This window comes from Rhizobium ruizarguesonis (assembly GCF_012349115.1).
Taxonomy (GTDB): Bacteria; Pseudomonadota; Alphaproteobacteria; order Rhizobiales; family Rhizobiaceae; genus Rhizobium; species Rhizobium ruizarguesonis.
The window spans coordinates 180,344-193,857 of record NZ_PQIG01000122.1 but is presented as its reverse complement, the minus strand read 5'-3'; the positions used below and the strand labels follow the sequence as shown (position 1 = coordinate 193,857).

The following is a 13,514-nucleotide window of genomic DNA, read 5'->3' as shown; positions in this document are numbered from 1 at the left end:
ATATCGGCCCGCGGGCCGCAGGCTCGGACGGATTCGAAAGCATGGAGTGGCATTGCGGTGTAAAAGCGCGGGTGAACGGCAGAGGCCTCGCGGAATCGGAAGCCCGATCTTGCGCCGAGGCACTCTTTGTTTGGAACTTAGATCGGCCGAGTTGGTTGAGATCCCCAAGGAGATGCTCATGAAAAACCCAGCACGACGCAAGACAAGCGAAGGGAAGGCTGACGGCGGCCGGCCGGAAGCTCCACCCGCCGCGGACGCAGGCGGACGGAAAATGGCTCGGCGAGCCGCAAACCAAAGCGACAGGCAGAGCGGTGGGTCGCCACCAGCCGCCCGCGAGGAGGAGATCCGAAAAAGGGCATATTCCCTGTGGGAGAAGGAAGGGAGACCGGAAGGCAAGCACGGGCATCACTGGACTCTCGCCGAGCATGAACTCGATGCCCAGCAGGGTGAAGCCGACAATCCTCCAAACCTCGCAGCACTGCGAGAGGCCTCGCGCGAACACACCGATGCATTCCTCGTCAAGACGGATCTCGAGGATGCGGACCAACGCGAAGCCTCACCCGGCACACGCGAGCAGGATTGAACTTTCCGCCGCGCGCCAATTTCAGATCGCGCGCCAACTTCAGAAAGGTCCCGGACATGAGCGACAAACAGAACTTGAATGCCGGATTCACCGGAACGCCCGTCGAACAACCGGAGGGATTGACCAAGGTCGCGAAGTCTGCGGCCAAAGAGATCAAGCGTGAGGCTTATGCAGTCACCACCGGCGTTAGAGAGCATCCGCACACTGCAAGCGCGCTGTTGCTCGGCACCGGCATTCTGGCATTCGGGCTCGGTTATCTCCTCGGTCGATCAGCGGCGGAAGGTTCGACACGCCCCTATTGGCGATAGCGGCAGCCACTTAACCACAAAATCATGCCGCACTTCAAAGAGCGACAGCATCCCTTGCGCGTCTAAAAAGACGCGCAGCGCCGTAGATCTGCCGACCCCGATGTGGCCGCCATCTCGCTCCGCGGCATGCCCGTCGGCTGCTGGACGAGCAATCAAGCCCGCACCTCAGACGTGTTTTCTGTTGAGGCAGACCTTGCCCTCGCATTCATTTGCCGCCCATCATAGTATAGAACTATGCCCGTCTGGACGCCTGTTGCTGGAATACCACGTCGAATAAAGCCACAGATTGCATCCTCATCACCGCTTGACAGCCGTGATCACGATCCTTAGCGAGGCAGTATGGCTACGGTCAGGACCGGCAAAGTGAATTATTTCAGACAACTCAAGATGGCGGTGCTTTATCCCGGGAATGAGGCCGGAAGCGCGCTCGACCGAAACAACCGCATTGCGGTCTTTGCCTTTGCAATCCTTCCAGGGCTTTCGCCGAACTTTAACTCCTTCATCCTGCTGGCCTCGATGGTATGGGGCGCCTACTGTCTGGCCACGGGCAGCCTCGCCTTGAACCTGTCAAGATCCGACCGGCTGGTTGCCATTGGCATGTCGATCTACCCGCTGGTGATGATCGCGAGCATTTTTATCAACCCGCCTTACTCCGAAGAACTGGACTGGATATTCCGGCTCCTGCCTTTCTTTTCGGTCTGGCTGATATTGCCGCGGATGCGCCAATCTCCCGATGGCCGTCTCGTGCCGCTCTTTATCCTCGGCGCAGGCATCGGCATGATCGTCACCTTTCTTTTCAGTCTCCTGCAGATCATGTTTCTGATGGAGAGGGCAGAGGCCGGGACTTCGAACGCTGCACTCCTGGGCGTCATTGGCGTTCTTTTCGGCGGCATCGCGCTTCTCAACGTTCAATCTCCCAGAAGCGTGGAGCAAAGAATTGCGATATTGGGATATGCCGCCGGCCTAGGCTGTGTTCTGCTATCGGGAACGCGCTCGGCCTGGCTGGTCATTCCCGTCCATGTCGTCATCTTTCTCTGGTATTTTCGCAAACACAGCTTCCATCTGAGTTTGCGAAGCCTTGTTATTACCAGCTCCTTGCTGTTGGCGGGACTTATCGCCCTGGGCAGCGGCCAGGTTCTCCATCGCATCGAGGCGCTTCAGGAGAATCTGACATCGCTCGAACGCAGTGACGGCGAGATCACGTCGATCGGTGCGCGGTTCGCCTTATACAAAGGCGCACTATCGGCAATCAGCAAGGACCCGTTGACGGGTTATGGCCCGCAAAACCGGATGGCTTCGGTTTTGGCTGAGCTGCCCGAAAACATACGGCCGCAGCTGCCCTACTCGCATGTCCACAACGGTTTCCTCACCGCGGGAATCGACGCCGGCGTTTTCGGCATTGCAGCGCTTTCGCTGATGTTGCTGACGCCCGTGGTAGGCGCGTGGAGAAAAGAAGCGGGACCGGGCCGGGATTTAGCGATTGCGCTCGCTCTTCTGCTTGTCAGCAGCTACGTCATAACGGGCAGCTTTGGCATTATGTTCAATCAGAAGGCTTTGGATCCGATCTTCGCCTATCTCGTCGCCCTTATTTGTGTGGATCGCGGCAGCACGTGCTTTGCGCCCGTCGTTCGGAGCTGACGTCCGGCACCCCTTGAGCCTGCAGACCCTACATCGTGCTTTGAATTGTCTGAGGCAGACGTATTGGCTCGGCGCCGGTGAAAGCCAGATCCGAGACCTCACCGGTTGACGAATAGCCGGAAACAAGCTCTGCCAACGTCGCGCGTGCAGCGATCATGTCGTTCCGGTCCAATGCCGCGTTGAGCGAGTTCAGCCTTTTCGACAGCTCAGGCCAGGACAGGAAATCCTCGCGCGCCTTCATAATCCGAGGATGTTCGGTTGTTTCAGGATTATCCCCGATCAGCAGCTCTTCGTAGAGCTTCTCGCCGGGCCTGAGACCGGTAACGGAAAGCTCGATATCGCCTTCGGAATTGTTCTCATCGCGGACGGTCAACCCGGAAAGCTCGACCATCTTGCGGGCGAGATCTGCAATGCGAACGGGCTCCCCCATATCGAGCAGGAAAACATCGCCGCCGTCGGCCATCGCGCCGGCCTGGATGACAAGCTGCGAGGCTTCCGAAATGGTCATGAAATAGCGGGTTATGTCAGGATGTGTCAGCGTAACGGGGCCGCCGTCCTTGATCTGCTGCCGGAAAAGCGGCACGACGGATCCGGAGGAGCCGAGGACGTTTCCGAAGCGGACCATGGAAAAATTCGTTCGCGTTCTGTCGGTCGCCGATTCTGCTGCGAGCGCCTGCAGAACCATCTCCGCCAACCTCTTGCTGGCGCCCATCACATTTGTCGGCCGCACGGCCTTGTCTGTGCTGATCAGCACGAAATTCGAAACGCCGCATTTGTTCGCTGCGCGTGCCGTGATCAGCGTACCCATGACATTGTTCTTGATGCCTTCCACGGCATTGTGTTCGACAAGGGGCACATGCTTGTAAGCGGCGGCATGATAGAGCGTCTGAGGTCGCCAGCTCTGCATGATATGTTCCATGCGATCCTGGTCGCGGACGGAACAGAGGATTGGGACGATCTGCAGATTTTCGTGTCTGTACAGTTCGGCCAGCTTCCGCAATTCGGCATGGATATTATAAAGCGCAAACTCGTTCTGATCGAGGAGGATAAGGCTGGAAGGCTCGTTGCGCAGAATCTGGCGGCATAATTCGCCGCCGATCGAGCCACCAGCACCGGTGACCATCACCACCTTGTTGCGCATCGCCGTGTCGAGCAACTCCTGCCGCGGCGCGACCGCTTCCCTCCCCAGCAGATCTTCAATCTCCAGCTCACGAATGTCGGAGACGGCGATGCGTCCCTGAGCCAGGGCCGTGAGATCCGGCAACGTGCGAACATTGACCCTGGCTTTACGGATATGTTCCAGGATTTCGTTGCGACGCTGCCGCGATGCAGACGGAAGAGCAAGAAGCACATTGTGCACGCCAAGGGCTCCCGCAAGCACCGGAAGATCCGAGGGGTCGTAGATCGGCAAACCACCCATGATGCCGCCCTTGAGACGCGGGTCATCATCCAGATAGCCGACGACATTGAGTTCGGCACTGTTGATCAAGGCACCGGCCAATTGCCGCCCGGCCGTCCCTGCCCCATAGATCAGCACCTTGGCGAGCATATTGTTGTGAAGGATGCGCTGGTAGGCATCCCCGAGCCAGTAGCGGATGCTCAACCTCGACAGGCCGATGGCAATCAACAGCAGGAAGGGCTGGAGGATGCCAACGGTTCTCGGGACACCGGGGACGCTGAGGGCGGTAAAGATCGTCATGAAGGCGACGCCGTAGATGGCGATCGCCTTTAGAACAGTAATGAAAGCAGCCATATTGGCATAACGGAAGATCGCCCGGTACATGCCCATGACGATGAAGATGGGAAGTGCCATACAGAGCGAAACGAAGACCGGCAACCACTGGATGCCGGTCAGCACCGTCCATTCGTTCAGACGGAAACAATAGGCCAGCCAGATCGTCAGAACGCAAAAGCTAGAATCCAGCAGCAAGGCCAGAGCGCGTTTGGCAACCCGCGGCATCGCCAGCAGAGGGGCGACGAGCGCTTGCATAGGCATTAAGAACCATCCTGAGCGCGGCGTCTCAGTGGGGGTATTTTCGGGCATTGCTTACCAGCGTCTCGCGGATCAATCAGACAACCACCTTCTTGTCATTTTCTCCAACGAGCGCAACTGAAATAATCGGAAATCACAGTCTCCCGCACCGCTGATCTATCAGAAGTAGGTAGCTTAATGCCTTATTCCCTTACGGCGGATGACCTTTTCGGCAGTCATAAAGAGGATGCTTATATCGAAGCCGAACGAGCGACGTTGGAGATATTCGACATCGAATTTTACCTTCTCCGGAATCGGCAATTCGTCCCGGCCATTGATCTGCGCCCATCCCGTTAGTCCGGGCAGGAGCTTGTCGACACCATGGGCCGTCCGCAACTCTATCAGATCATATTGATTGTAAAGTGCCGGCCGCGGGCCGACGAAACTCATCTTCCCCGCAAGAATGCACCAGAGTTGTGGCAGTTCGTCGAGGCTGGATTTGCGCAGAAACGAGCCGATGGGTGTCAGAAACCGATCCGGATTTTCGAGCAGATGCGTGGCAACCGTCGGTGTATTGACGCGCATGCTGCGAAACTTCGGCATCAGGAAGATCTGATTGAAACGGCCGACACGTTTTGACCAATAAAGGATCGGTCCTGGCGAGGTAAGGCGAACACAAAGAGCGACGATAAGGATTGGCACAAGCAGGATCACCGACGCAATCAAAGCCAAGAAGAAATCCATCGCCCGTTTCAAATCCATATTCCGAAGTTCTTCCGCCCATCGATCGACGATCCGGCATTCGCCGCTGTCGTTTGCCGTATCGTCAAAAAGTGTTTCGCGTCAACTGTAGGGCATGGCGTTTTATCATGCGCCGGCTTCGTCCATTATCGACCTGTGCATTGGAAGGGAACAGCACAAGCCTGCTTCCTCGGAAAGCTCTCCCGTGGGATAAAAGCTCAGCAAGTCATTTCAAGATGGCCAGCGCTCGGAGTCGGTGATGCCGAGCAGCGGCTTGGCCTTGCACAGGGCACGACAGAGATTGCCGCGATGCGGCTATCGACTATGCGAAAGAGGTAGGAAAACTCTGATTTTCAATGCCAGATTTGCGTCTGACGCCGCCGGCATTGTAACAGAAGAGGTCAAAAACTCTTGAACGATACAGCCGCGAGCACGATAGCGCCTTGAAGCGGGTCTCCTGCTATTTAGGAATGCGCTCGACGAAAGAGTTCGAGCACGCCAGCCCAATCGATATGATTCAACCCGGCTGGACGGACGCGACCGGCCGGGTTGAGTCTGGAGCTTTACTTACCCATCATCTGCTTCGCGTTGTCGGGCGTAATGGCGGTGGTATCGACCGTTACTGTCGCCGGCACCGACGATGCGCAGTCCAGCAATATCGACTTAGCCATGTCGATCGCTTCCTTGGCTCCTGTCGGATATGTGAAGGTCGCGGACCAGTCGCCCTTTGCGACGGCCTCGATCCCGCCTGCCGGACCTGGCAAGCCATCAGTGCCGATGATCTTCACGCTCTTACCGGCACCTTTCGCAGCAAGGAGTGCACCCGCCGCCATCATGTCGTTGCTGGCATAGACCATCTTGATATCGGGATGAGCCTGCAGCATCGCGGCGAACGCGGTCTGCGCTTTATCCGGCAACCAGTCTGCCGCTTGTTCTGCCACGATCTGGATCTTGGAGTTGGATTTCACGCCATCCTTGAAGCCATTCAGCCGTTCGACGGCCGGTGTGGAACTCGGCAGGCCCTGCAGCACGGCCGCCTCGCCGCCGTCCGGCAGAAGCGTCTTGCTCGTATATTCGCCGGCGGCCAACGCGATCTTGTAGTTATCTCCTCCGATGAAGGCTGTGTAGTCCTTGCCAGCCTCGCCGTTCGTCTTGCGGTCAAGTTCGACGACCGGGATACCCGCGTCCATTGCCCGCTTGACGGCGGGCGTAAGCGGAGCCGCCTCGAAAGGCGAGATCAACAGAAGATCAACCTTTTGGGTGATGAAATTGTCGACCTGCGATGTCTGAGTGTTGACGTTGCCCGCGCCGTCAGCGATCTGCAGCGTGAACTGCGGGACTGCCTTGGCGGCGGCCTCCAGTTCATCGTTGACGTGCTGGCGATAGGGCTCCGCATTGTTGGCCTGCGAGAAGCCGATGACGAACTCGCCATCCTTGGCGCAAGCCTTCACGAGCGGATCGGCAGCGTGAGCCACGCTGGCAATAGCAAGGCATGAGCCCGCCAGGAGTGCCATGCGCCCGGCATGCGACAGTCGAAGTGCATTCTGTGTCATTACTTTCTCCTCCACATTGATCCCGGATCCACCCTCCGGGTGATGCCGCCACACTACCTGCCCAATCCTTCGCGGCGACGAACGAGGGATTGAAGGACTGCCGCCAGAACGATAATTGCCGCTGTCGCAAGCAACTGCATGGCTGGCGTGATGTTGTTCAGCTGCAATATATTGGCCAAAGCGCCGAGCATGATCGTACCGGCGATTGTTCCGACCATTGAACCCGACCCGCCAAACAGGCTGGTTCCGCCGATGACGACAGCCGCGATGGCCGTCAATTCATATCCGGTCCCGTCATTGGCACTGCCAAAATTGAATTGCCCGGCATGGACGATGCCAGCAAGCGCGGATGCAAATCCGGTAATGGCGTAAACGGCGATCTTGATTGCCGAGACCGGAACACCCGAGATACGGGCGGCGCGCTCGTTGCCGCCGACGGCATAGACGTAACGGCCGAACCTCGTCGTGTTCAGCACCAGTGTGGCGATGCAGGCAAAGATCAAGAAAACGATCGTGGCAACGGGAACGACGTTGCCGAATAGCCGGCCGCCCAGAATGGCAAAGATGGGCGGAGCGAGCCCTGGACCATCACCATAGGAAATATTGATGTACTGATTGTCCGACACAACGAGTGCAAGCCCACGGGCGGCCTGTAAACCGGCAAGAGTGACGATAAACGCTTCAAGTCGAAACTTGCTTGAGATCGCTCCCTGGACCAACCCGAAACAAGTGCCCATCAGCAGCACTGCCAGCACCGTCGTGACCAGCCCAAAACCGCCTGAGACCATCAATGTTGCTGTTACGACGCTCGCAAGGCCAAGTGTCGCCCCAACCGAGAGATCAATCCCGGCGGTGATGATCACGAAGGTCATTCCGATCGCGATGATGCCAGTTTCGGACACCGCGCGGACGATGTTGGCGATGTTGTCGGGTTGAATGAACAGGATGACTCCGTGCCGACGCGGTGAGAAAATGATGCCCCCGGCGAAAACGAGTATAAGGCCGATCAAGCTCTGGAAGCGGACCAACACCGCGAGCGGATCAATCCGCTTGGCGGGCTGAACTGCTGGATTGGATGCGATTTGCTGTTCGGACATCAGGCCTCCCTCCCGTTGGCGGCCGCCAGGACTTCGTGTTCGTCGACGCCGCCAGAAAACTCAGCAACGCTGTTGCCGTTGCGCAAAACCACGATGCGATCGCATAGGCCGATCAGTTCGGGCATCTCGCTAGAAGCGACAAGAATGCCCAATCCCTCTGAAGCCAGCTTGCGCAAGCGGGCGTAGATTTCACCCTTTGCGCCGACGTCGACGCCACGTGTCGGCTCGTCGAGAAGCAACAAGCGCGGATTGCCCAGCACTTCCTTTGCGAGGACGACCTTCTGCTGATTTCCCCCGGAGAGAGCCCCGACCGCGATGCCGGGATTCTTTGGACGAATGTCGAATTGGCCAAAAGAGCTCTTGATCGCATCCTCTTGGCGTCGCGCCGACAGCAAGCCCTTTGGTGATATCCAGCGGATGATCGACATCACCAGATTGAGACCTACAGACATACGCAACATGAGACCGGCCCCACGCCGGTCATCGGTTACGAATGCCAGTCCTGCCCTGCGAGCAGCCGCGATCGATTTAAGCCTGGTCGGCCTGCCACCAATCGTAATGTCCCCATGCCATTGGCCGGGCACTCCTGTTCCGTACAGAGCGCTCAAAAGCTCGGTTCGACCCGCCCCCATAACGCCGGCGAGCCCGACGATTTCGCCATGCCGAACATCCAGATCGACTTTAGTTGGCGCCTGCCACCCTGGCGACACGCGGTATGGGCGGAAGGAAGCCTGTCGCATCCGCAGGAGCACGTCACCAACACTGTGTGCGCGGCGGGGATAAAGCTCGTTCAAAGGACGTCCGACAAGAAGCTGCACCAGTTCGGCCTGCGGCGCATCTGGTTTGGTGACGCCTGCCACCTTGCCGTCGCGCATGACCGTCACGCGATGAGCGATCTGCGGGACTTCCTCAAGACGGTGCGAGATATAGACGATGCCGACGCCCGACGATGCCAGGCCACGCATGATGTCGAACAGTCGATCCACTTCGCCAACGGTCAAGGCAGCCGTCGGCTCATCCATGATGAGAGCTCTCGATGCGTAGGAAAGCGCCTTGACGATGGCGACGACCTGGCGCTGGCCGATCGAAAGCTCACTGACGAACTGGGCTGGATCGATAGATCGGTCGATCGCTTCTAGTCTTTTACGCGCCTCTTGCAGCATCGCCTTGCCATCGAGCATGCCATGCCGATGGACAAGTTCGCGCCCGAGGAAGAGATTGGCAGCCACTGTCAGGCTCGGAACGAGGTCCAGCTCCTGGAAGATCGTTGCGATCCCGGCTGCTTGTGCATCACGCGGGCTATGAAATCGCGCCGGTTTGCCGTCGATGAAGATCTCTCCCTCGTCCGGCGTATTCACACCGGACAGCAGGTTCATCAACGTCGATTTTCCTGCACCATTTTCACCAAGCAGCGCATGGATTTCGCCAACCTGTAGGTCGAAATCCACGCCACGAAGCGCCTGAACGCCGCCGAAGCGCTTGACGACACCTTTCGCTGAAAGAACGACTTGGCTCATGCTGCTTCTCCACACGATTCCCGCACCCGCAAAACTGGCGACAGTCGAATGGTCTCGCGGGGGCGGCGCTTGTTGCCTATCCGCTCGATCAGCAAGTCCGCCGCCCTCCTGCCAATCTCGTCGCAAGGCTGGGCCATCAGCGTCAGGCGCGGTTCGAAATAATCTGCCCATTCGAAATCATCGATCCCAAGTACAGAAATGTCCGCGGGAACACGCAGCTTCCGCTCCCGGATAGCCCTCATAGCCCCGATCATCGCCAGATTGTTCGAAGCAAGAATCGCTGTCGGCGGCTCCTTCAGCCCCAGCAAACGGTGCGTCGATGCAGTGGCGTCGGCGGTGCTGCGATTGCCATCGCTGATTAAATTATCCTCTACCTCTATTCCCTTCTCCGTCATCGCTGCGCGGAAGGCCTTTGCGCGCTCCACAGTCGTCGCAAAGCCGGGCTGACCGAGAATGATCCCAACCCGTCGATGATGCAGCGTGACGAGATGATCGACGAGCGTTCGTATTGCGGCGACGTTATCCGTCCCGACCTGGTCGAAACGGTTGTCCGACAGTCTGTCAACAAGCACACAGGGAAGGTCGGACCGGATGAGATAGTCCAGCGCTTTTTTAGGATCGCCGGAAGGCGCAAGTATAATCCCGTCGACGCGGCGCTGATGCAGATGCTGGATCAGTTCCAGCTCCCGGACCGGATCATCCTGCGTGTCACAGAGGAACGCGATCAAGCCTCGTTTGGAACACTCGGCCTCAATCGCGCAGATGATGTCACTGAAGTAAGGGTTGGAAATCGCGGAAATCGCGAGGCCGACAGTGCCTGTCGATGACAGTTTGAGCGAGCGAGCGACTGTATTGGGGATGTATCCGATCGCCTCCACGGACTCGATGACGAGCTTGACCTTCTCGGGTGAGACGTAGCGCGTCTTATTGAGAACGTGCGAAACCGTGGAGACTGAGACTCCAGCCGCCTTTGCCACCTCGGAAATAGTCGTCATGAGCGCACTCCAGCTCTCGCCAGCAGCGCCACAAAAGAGTTTTTCAAACTATCCTCCCAAGCGGAATTCCAACCTCCAGAGGCTCTCCCAGGATCCGCTATTTGGTCACGCTAGCGCCATCGAAACGTTTGCGCAATCGTTTTTTTCTGCTAATCGTTCATCGTTCTTGTCGGTGAAATCTCTTGGGAGGGAGATGCCATGCTGAAGGGTATGCCGCCGTTTATTACGGCCGACGTGTTATGGGTCATGGCCTCCATGGGTCACGGCGACGAACTGGCAATCGTGGATCGAAACTTCTCCGGTTTTCGTGTGGCGACCCAAACCACGAGCGGAAAGCTTCTCATCTTAGAGGGTGTCGATGCACCGACTGCAGTCCGCGGGATCCTTCAGCTGATGCCCTTGGACACGTTCATTGAAACGCCTCTGATGCACATGGAGGCCGTTGACGCGCCAGGCGAGTTGCTGGAGGTACACAAAGACGTCCTCGCGGTTTGCAGTGAGGCAGAGGGGCGTTCGATAGCGAGCCAACCTGTCGAGAGGTTTGCATACTATCCCATCGCCATGCGATCGTTTGCAGTCATCCAGACGGCTGAATCGCGCCCCTATGGGAACTTCATCCTTAAGAAGGGCGTGGTCTGATGGTCAGGTCTTCTTCTTGCCGAACGCCCTTCGGGGGCTCAATCGGGTCGCATTACCAAATCCACAGCTCCATCCGAGGTGCGCTAAATTGAGTCACTTGCCCAATCTTCATGAGCGTGGCGAATTCGTATTACAAAAATTGTCTCATCATCTTCGATCCGATAAACGATTAGATGCGCTTTGAAGGGATGAATTCTAACGGGCGGATCAATCTCATCCCGTTCGCGCGCGATGCGTGGATTGACAGCTATCAGATCAAATAATGCGAAAAGTTCATCGTGGTATCGCTTTGCCTGGCCCGCCCCGAACATACGGACACTTTGCTCGGCGATCGCAATAATGTCATCTTCCGCTTCGGCAGAAAGCTTAAAACTCATGACTTGTTGGCACGAGCCATTGCCTCAGCAAAGAGTTCATCCTTTGATCGGATGCCGACACCACTTTGGAGCCCGGCCTCGACGAAGCTTTGCATGGCGGCGATCTTGTCGTTTCGCGTCTGGTCGCGTCGGATCAGGTCGCGCACGTAGTCGCTAGCATTCGAATATCGCCCGGTCCTGGCCTGGGCCTCCACCCAATCCTTCATCGGGCCTGGAAGAGATACGTTCATCGTGGCCATTGATACCCTCCATTTGAAGGCAACATAACCGATTTTGGCAAAGTTTGTCAAAGGCTCGAGCGCCTTGATGTGATGCGGACCTGACGACTGCATCACCACTTTTGCGGCCTTCCCAGAGATGAAGGGCCCTCCCGGGCCCTTCGGATCAGTTTGAAGACCGGCTGTTCAGCCCCACTTCATTTCTCCCTTGGCAACCTTGGAGCCGATGTCGAGCGCAACGCCCATGCCGAGACCGGGGAAGCGGGCTTCCATGGCGGCCTTCAGCGCGGTGGAATCGGCGGCCTTGGCGAGTTCTTCCTCGAAAGCGAGCAGATAACTCTTCGTGTGCTCGACGGCGGACAGATCGGTTGCCGCTTCCGGCGTCATGTGGCCGGGAACGACAATCGTCGGCTTGCGGGCGCTGATCTTGTCGAGGGTGGCCACCCAAGCGGCACGCTGCTCCGGAGCCTGGGTGTCGGCCGTCCACACGTGGACGCCGGAGAAAATCATGACGCCCCCGAAAACGGCGTTCAGCGATGGCACGAACAGGTACCGGCGATTGCTTAACCCTGCTTCGGCCGCGACAATCTCGACTGGTTCGCCGTCAACTGTGAGGCTTGGAGCGTCGAACGCTTCCGGCATGACGATGTCTGCAAGGGTCTGCGGGCCGTTCTCCTTGAGCTGCGGCCCCCAAACGGCAAGCTTTTTCTCGATATTGCCCTTGATCGCTGCAATCGTATCGGAAGCGGCCAGCACTTTTGTGCCGGGAAAGGCTTCGAGGACCGGCTTCAGGCTGAAGTAATAGTCCGGATCGGACTGGCTGACATAAATCGCGGTCAGCGTCTTGCCGGTGGCCTTGATGGCCTCCGCCAGCGCACGGCCGTCGGGATAGCTGAACCCGCCATCGATCAGCAACGCTTCGCTGGGGCCGGTCAGCAGCACCGGAGCGCGAAAGAAGCCATTCTGACCGGCGGGGAAGTGCTTCCAGGCCAGCTTTGATCCGGCCGCGTTGCCGAGGCCGGCAGGCGCAAAAACGGCAACGGCGCCGGCTGCGAGGGTGGTTTTCATGATTTCTCTCCTTGAATACATGGTTGTCTCCGATGATCGCCAGTTTCGATTTTCTGCTGCCGTGAGTGTTGCCCCCGGCAGGGTGGTCGGTAGTTCATGGAACGGTCTGCTGAAAATGAACGATCACGCCGCCTGAAGCTCGGCAGCAAGTCGGTCAAAGCCGCCGAACAAGGCATCGCTACGCAGCACGCGGCGCTTATCGCCGTCGCTGACCAATAGCGCGGGGACACCATCCATCCGGAATGCAGCCATGAGTTGGCGGGACTTTCCGATCCTGTTGCGATAGATATCGAGCAGAGCCTCGTCCGGAGCCCGGACACGAGCGGCGGCATCGGAAAATCCGGCCTGATCGAGAACGCCGGCCACGACAGCGATCTCCGAGGTGTTGCGGCCGTCAATATAACGGGCGATTTGAAGTGCCTTCAGAGCTTCGCGCTCGCTGTCGAGTTGCCTTAGCCCGACCGCAATGATCCCGAGCGTCGCAGGGGCGGAGTCGAACAGACTGTCTGCGCCCGCGAGAACCTGATCGCGATAGAGATGGCTGAAGACCTGTCCGGTGAGCCGGTTGATCCGCTGGTCATTGTGCCAGGCATAGGCTGCGAAACGTTCATCCAGCGGACGCGCGCCTTCGCCCGCGAAGAGCCCGGTGGGCGCAAGCTCGACGGTGAGATTGTCAAGCTTGGCCATTTTGTCGAGCGCGGGCGCCGCACCATAGCACCAGCCGCAAAGCGGATCGTAGAGATAGGTAAGATGCATATCGGACCATCCTTGAAGCGATGGCCAACGGATAGTGCACTTCTATTGAGTG

Annotated in this window: 15 protein-coding genes; 5 read left to right on the top strand and 10 right to left on the bottom strand. The window is 58.0% G+C overall.

The genetic code is table 11. The features are described 5' to 3' along the window. Positions 1-178 precede the first annotated feature (178 nt). The 3 genes from C3Y91_RS33485 (at position 179) to C3Y91_RS33475 (ending at position 2,529) form a co-directional block, all read left to right on the top strand. The gene (locus C3Y91_RS33485) at positions 179-583 is read left to right on the top strand and encodes a DUF2934 domain-containing protein (RefSeq protein WP_027688714.1); all 405 of its coding nucleotides are present in this window, start codon (positions 179-181) and stop codon (positions 581-583) included. A 56-nt stretch (positions 584-639) separates the two neighbouring features. After that, positions 640-891, top strand: coding sequence for a hypothetical protein (locus C3Y91_RS33480; protein ID WP_168576320.1), 252 nt, complete (start codon positions 640-642; stop codon positions 889-891). Between the two features lie 339 nt (positions 892-1,230). Further along, positions 1,231-2,529 (top strand): O-antigen ligase family protein, encoded by a 1,299-nt coding sequence (locus C3Y91_RS33475; RefSeq protein ID WP_018070769.1) that lies wholly within the window; start codon positions 1,231-1,233, stop codon positions 2,527-2,529. Between the two features lie 28 nt (positions 2,530-2,557). Here the strand turns inward: C3Y91_RS33475 and C3Y91_RS33470 are convergent, their stop codons facing one another. The 6 genes from C3Y91_RS33470 to C3Y91_RS33445 form a co-directional block, all read right to left on the bottom strand. After that, positions 2,558-4,573, bottom strand: coding sequence for a polysaccharide biosynthesis protein (locus C3Y91_RS33470; protein WP_018070768.1), 2,016 nt, complete (start codon positions 4,571-4,573; stop codon positions 2,558-2,560). Positions 4,574-4,696: 123 nt separating this feature from the next. Next, positions 4,697-5,263 carry a sugar transferase gene (locus C3Y91_RS33465; RefSeq protein ID WP_024320229.1) on the bottom strand — a complete coding sequence of 189 codons (567 nt, stop codon included), beginning with the start codon at positions 5,261-5,263 and terminating at the stop codon, positions 4,697-4,699. 542 nt (positions 5,264-5,805) lie between these two features. Then, positions 5,806-6,795: a substrate-binding domain-containing protein gene (locus tag C3Y91_RS33460; protein ID WP_024320230.1), complete on the bottom strand. Its 990-nt coding sequence runs from the start codon at positions 6,793-6,795 to the stop codon at positions 5,806-5,808. A 53-nt stretch (positions 6,796-6,848) separates the two neighbouring features. Continuing rightward, positions 6,849-7,892, bottom strand: coding sequence for an ABC transporter permease (locus tag C3Y91_RS33455; protein ID WP_018070765.1), 1,044 nt, complete (start codon positions 7,890-7,892; stop codon positions 6,849-6,851). Beyond that, positions 7,892-9,409 (bottom strand): sugar ABC transporter ATP-binding protein, encoded by a 1,518-nt coding sequence (locus C3Y91_RS33450; RefSeq protein WP_018070764.1) that lies wholly within the window; start codon positions 9,407-9,409, stop codon positions 7,892-7,894. Before C3Y91_RS33450 ends, C3Y91_RS33455 begins: the two co-directional genes overlap by 1 nt. Continuing rightward, positions 9,406-10,404 carry a LacI family DNA-binding transcriptional regulator gene (locus tag C3Y91_RS33445; protein WP_018070763.1) on the bottom strand — a complete coding sequence of 333 codons (999 nt, stop codon included), beginning with the start codon at positions 10,402-10,404 and terminating at the stop codon, positions 9,406-9,408. Before C3Y91_RS33445 ends, C3Y91_RS33450 begins: the two co-directional genes overlap by 4 nt. Before the next feature lie 198 nt (positions 10,405-10,602). Between C3Y91_RS33445 and C3Y91_RS33440 the strand changes: the two genes are divergently transcribed. Beyond that, positions 10,603-11,043, top strand: a complete 441-nt coding sequence (locus C3Y91_RS33440) for an RbsD/FucU family protein (RefSeq protein WP_018070762.1) — start codon at positions 10,603-10,605, stop codon at positions 11,041-11,043. 83 nt (positions 11,044-11,126) lie between these two features. On the opposite strand, the gene C3Y91_RS33435 is transcribed toward C3Y91_RS33440, so the two are convergent. The 3 genes from C3Y91_RS33435 to C3Y91_RS33425 form a co-directional block, all read right to left on the bottom strand. Then, complete coding sequence (locus tag C3Y91_RS33435; protein ID WP_018070761.1) at positions 11,127-11,420, bottom strand: type II toxin-antitoxin system RelE/ParE family toxin; 294 nt, start codon at positions 11,418-11,420, stop codon at positions 11,127-11,129. Then, positions 11,417-11,659, bottom strand: a complete 243-nt coding sequence (locus C3Y91_RS33430) for a type II toxin-antitoxin system ParD family antitoxin (protein WP_024320231.1) — start codon at positions 11,657-11,659, stop codon at positions 11,417-11,419. Before C3Y91_RS33430 ends, C3Y91_RS33435 begins: the two co-directional genes overlap by 4 nt. A gap of 165 nt (positions 11,660-11,824) precedes the next feature. After that, positions 11,825-12,727, bottom strand: a complete 903-nt coding sequence (locus tag C3Y91_RS33425) for an MBL fold metallo-hydrolase (RefSeq protein WP_163885091.1) — start codon at positions 12,725-12,727, stop codon at positions 11,825-11,827. Here C3Y91_RS33425 and C3Y91_RS33420 point away from each other — a divergent pair. Next, positions 12,705-12,842 carry a hypothetical protein gene (locus C3Y91_RS33420; RefSeq protein WP_155249514.1) on the top strand — a complete coding sequence of 46 codons (138 nt, stop codon included), beginning with the start codon at positions 12,705-12,707 and terminating at the stop codon, positions 12,840-12,842. The genes C3Y91_RS33425 and C3Y91_RS33420 overlap by 23 nt on opposite strands. Here C3Y91_RS33420 and C3Y91_RS33415 read toward each other — a convergent pair. Next, positions 12,830-13,462, bottom strand: coding sequence for a DsbA family protein (locus tag C3Y91_RS33415; protein WP_168576312.1), 633 nt, complete (start codon positions 13,460-13,462; stop codon positions 12,830-12,832). The two genes, C3Y91_RS33420 and C3Y91_RS33415, sit on opposite strands and share 13 nt — an antisense overlap. Between the last annotated feature and the right edge of the window lie 52 nt (positions 13,463-13,514).

Excerpts from the sequence above, each read along its gene's own strand:
- C3Y91_RS33485 (WP_027688714.1), top strand. The coding sequence starts at position 179 with ATGAAAAACCCAGCACGACGCAAGACAAGCGAAGGGAAGGCTGACGGC.
- C3Y91_RS33480 (WP_168576320.1), top strand. The coding sequence starts at position 640 with ATGAGCGACAAACAGAACTTGAATGCCGGATTCACCGGAACGCCCGTC.
- C3Y91_RS33475 (WP_018070769.1), top strand. The coding sequence starts at position 1,231 with ATGGCTACGGTCAGGACCGGCAAAGTGAATTATTTCAGACAACTCAAG.
- C3Y91_RS33470 (WP_018070768.1), bottom strand. The coding sequence starts at position 4,573 with ATGCCCGAAAATACCCCCACTGAGACGCCGCGCTCAGGATGGTTCTTA.
- C3Y91_RS33465 (WP_024320229.1), bottom strand. The coding sequence starts at position 5,263 with ATGGATTTGAAACGGGCGATGGATTTCTTCTTGGCTTTGATTGCGTCG.
- C3Y91_RS33460 (WP_024320230.1), bottom strand. The coding sequence starts at position 6,795 with ATGACACAGAATGCACTTCGACTGTCGCATGCCGGGCGCATGGCACTC.
- C3Y91_RS33455 (WP_018070765.1), bottom strand. The coding sequence starts at position 7,892 with ATGTCCGAACAGCAAATCGCATCCAATCCAGCAGTTCAGCCCGCCAAG.
- C3Y91_RS33450 (WP_018070764.1), bottom strand. The coding sequence starts at position 9,409 with ATGAGCCAAGTCGTTCTTTCAGCGAAAGGTGTCGTCAAGCGCTTCGGC.
- C3Y91_RS33445 (WP_018070763.1), bottom strand. The coding sequence starts at position 10,404 with ATGACGACTATTTCCGAGGTGGCAAAGGCGGCTGGAGTCTCAGTCTCC.
- C3Y91_RS33440 (WP_018070762.1), top strand. The coding sequence starts at position 10,603 with ATGCTGAAGGGTATGCCGCCGTTTATTACGGCCGACGTGTTATGGGTC.
- C3Y91_RS33435 (WP_018070761.1), bottom strand. The coding sequence starts at position 11,420 with ATGAGTTTTAAGCTTTCTGCCGAAGCGGAAGATGACATTATTGCGATC.
- C3Y91_RS33430 (WP_024320231.1), bottom strand. The coding sequence starts at position 11,659 with ATGGCCACGATGAACGTATCTCTTCCAGGCCCGATGAAGGATTGGGTG.
- C3Y91_RS33420 (WP_155249514.1), top strand. The coding sequence starts at position 12,705 with ATGATTTCTCTCCTTGAATACATGGTTGTCTCCGATGATCGCCAGTTT.
- C3Y91_RS33425 (WP_163885091.1), bottom strand. The coding sequence starts at position 12,727 with ATGTATTCAAGGAGAGAAATCATGAAAACCACCCTCGCAGCCGGCGCC.
- C3Y91_RS33415 (WP_168576312.1), bottom strand. The coding sequence starts at position 13,462 with ATGCATCTTACCTATCTCTACGATCCGCTTTGCGGCTGGTGCTATGGT.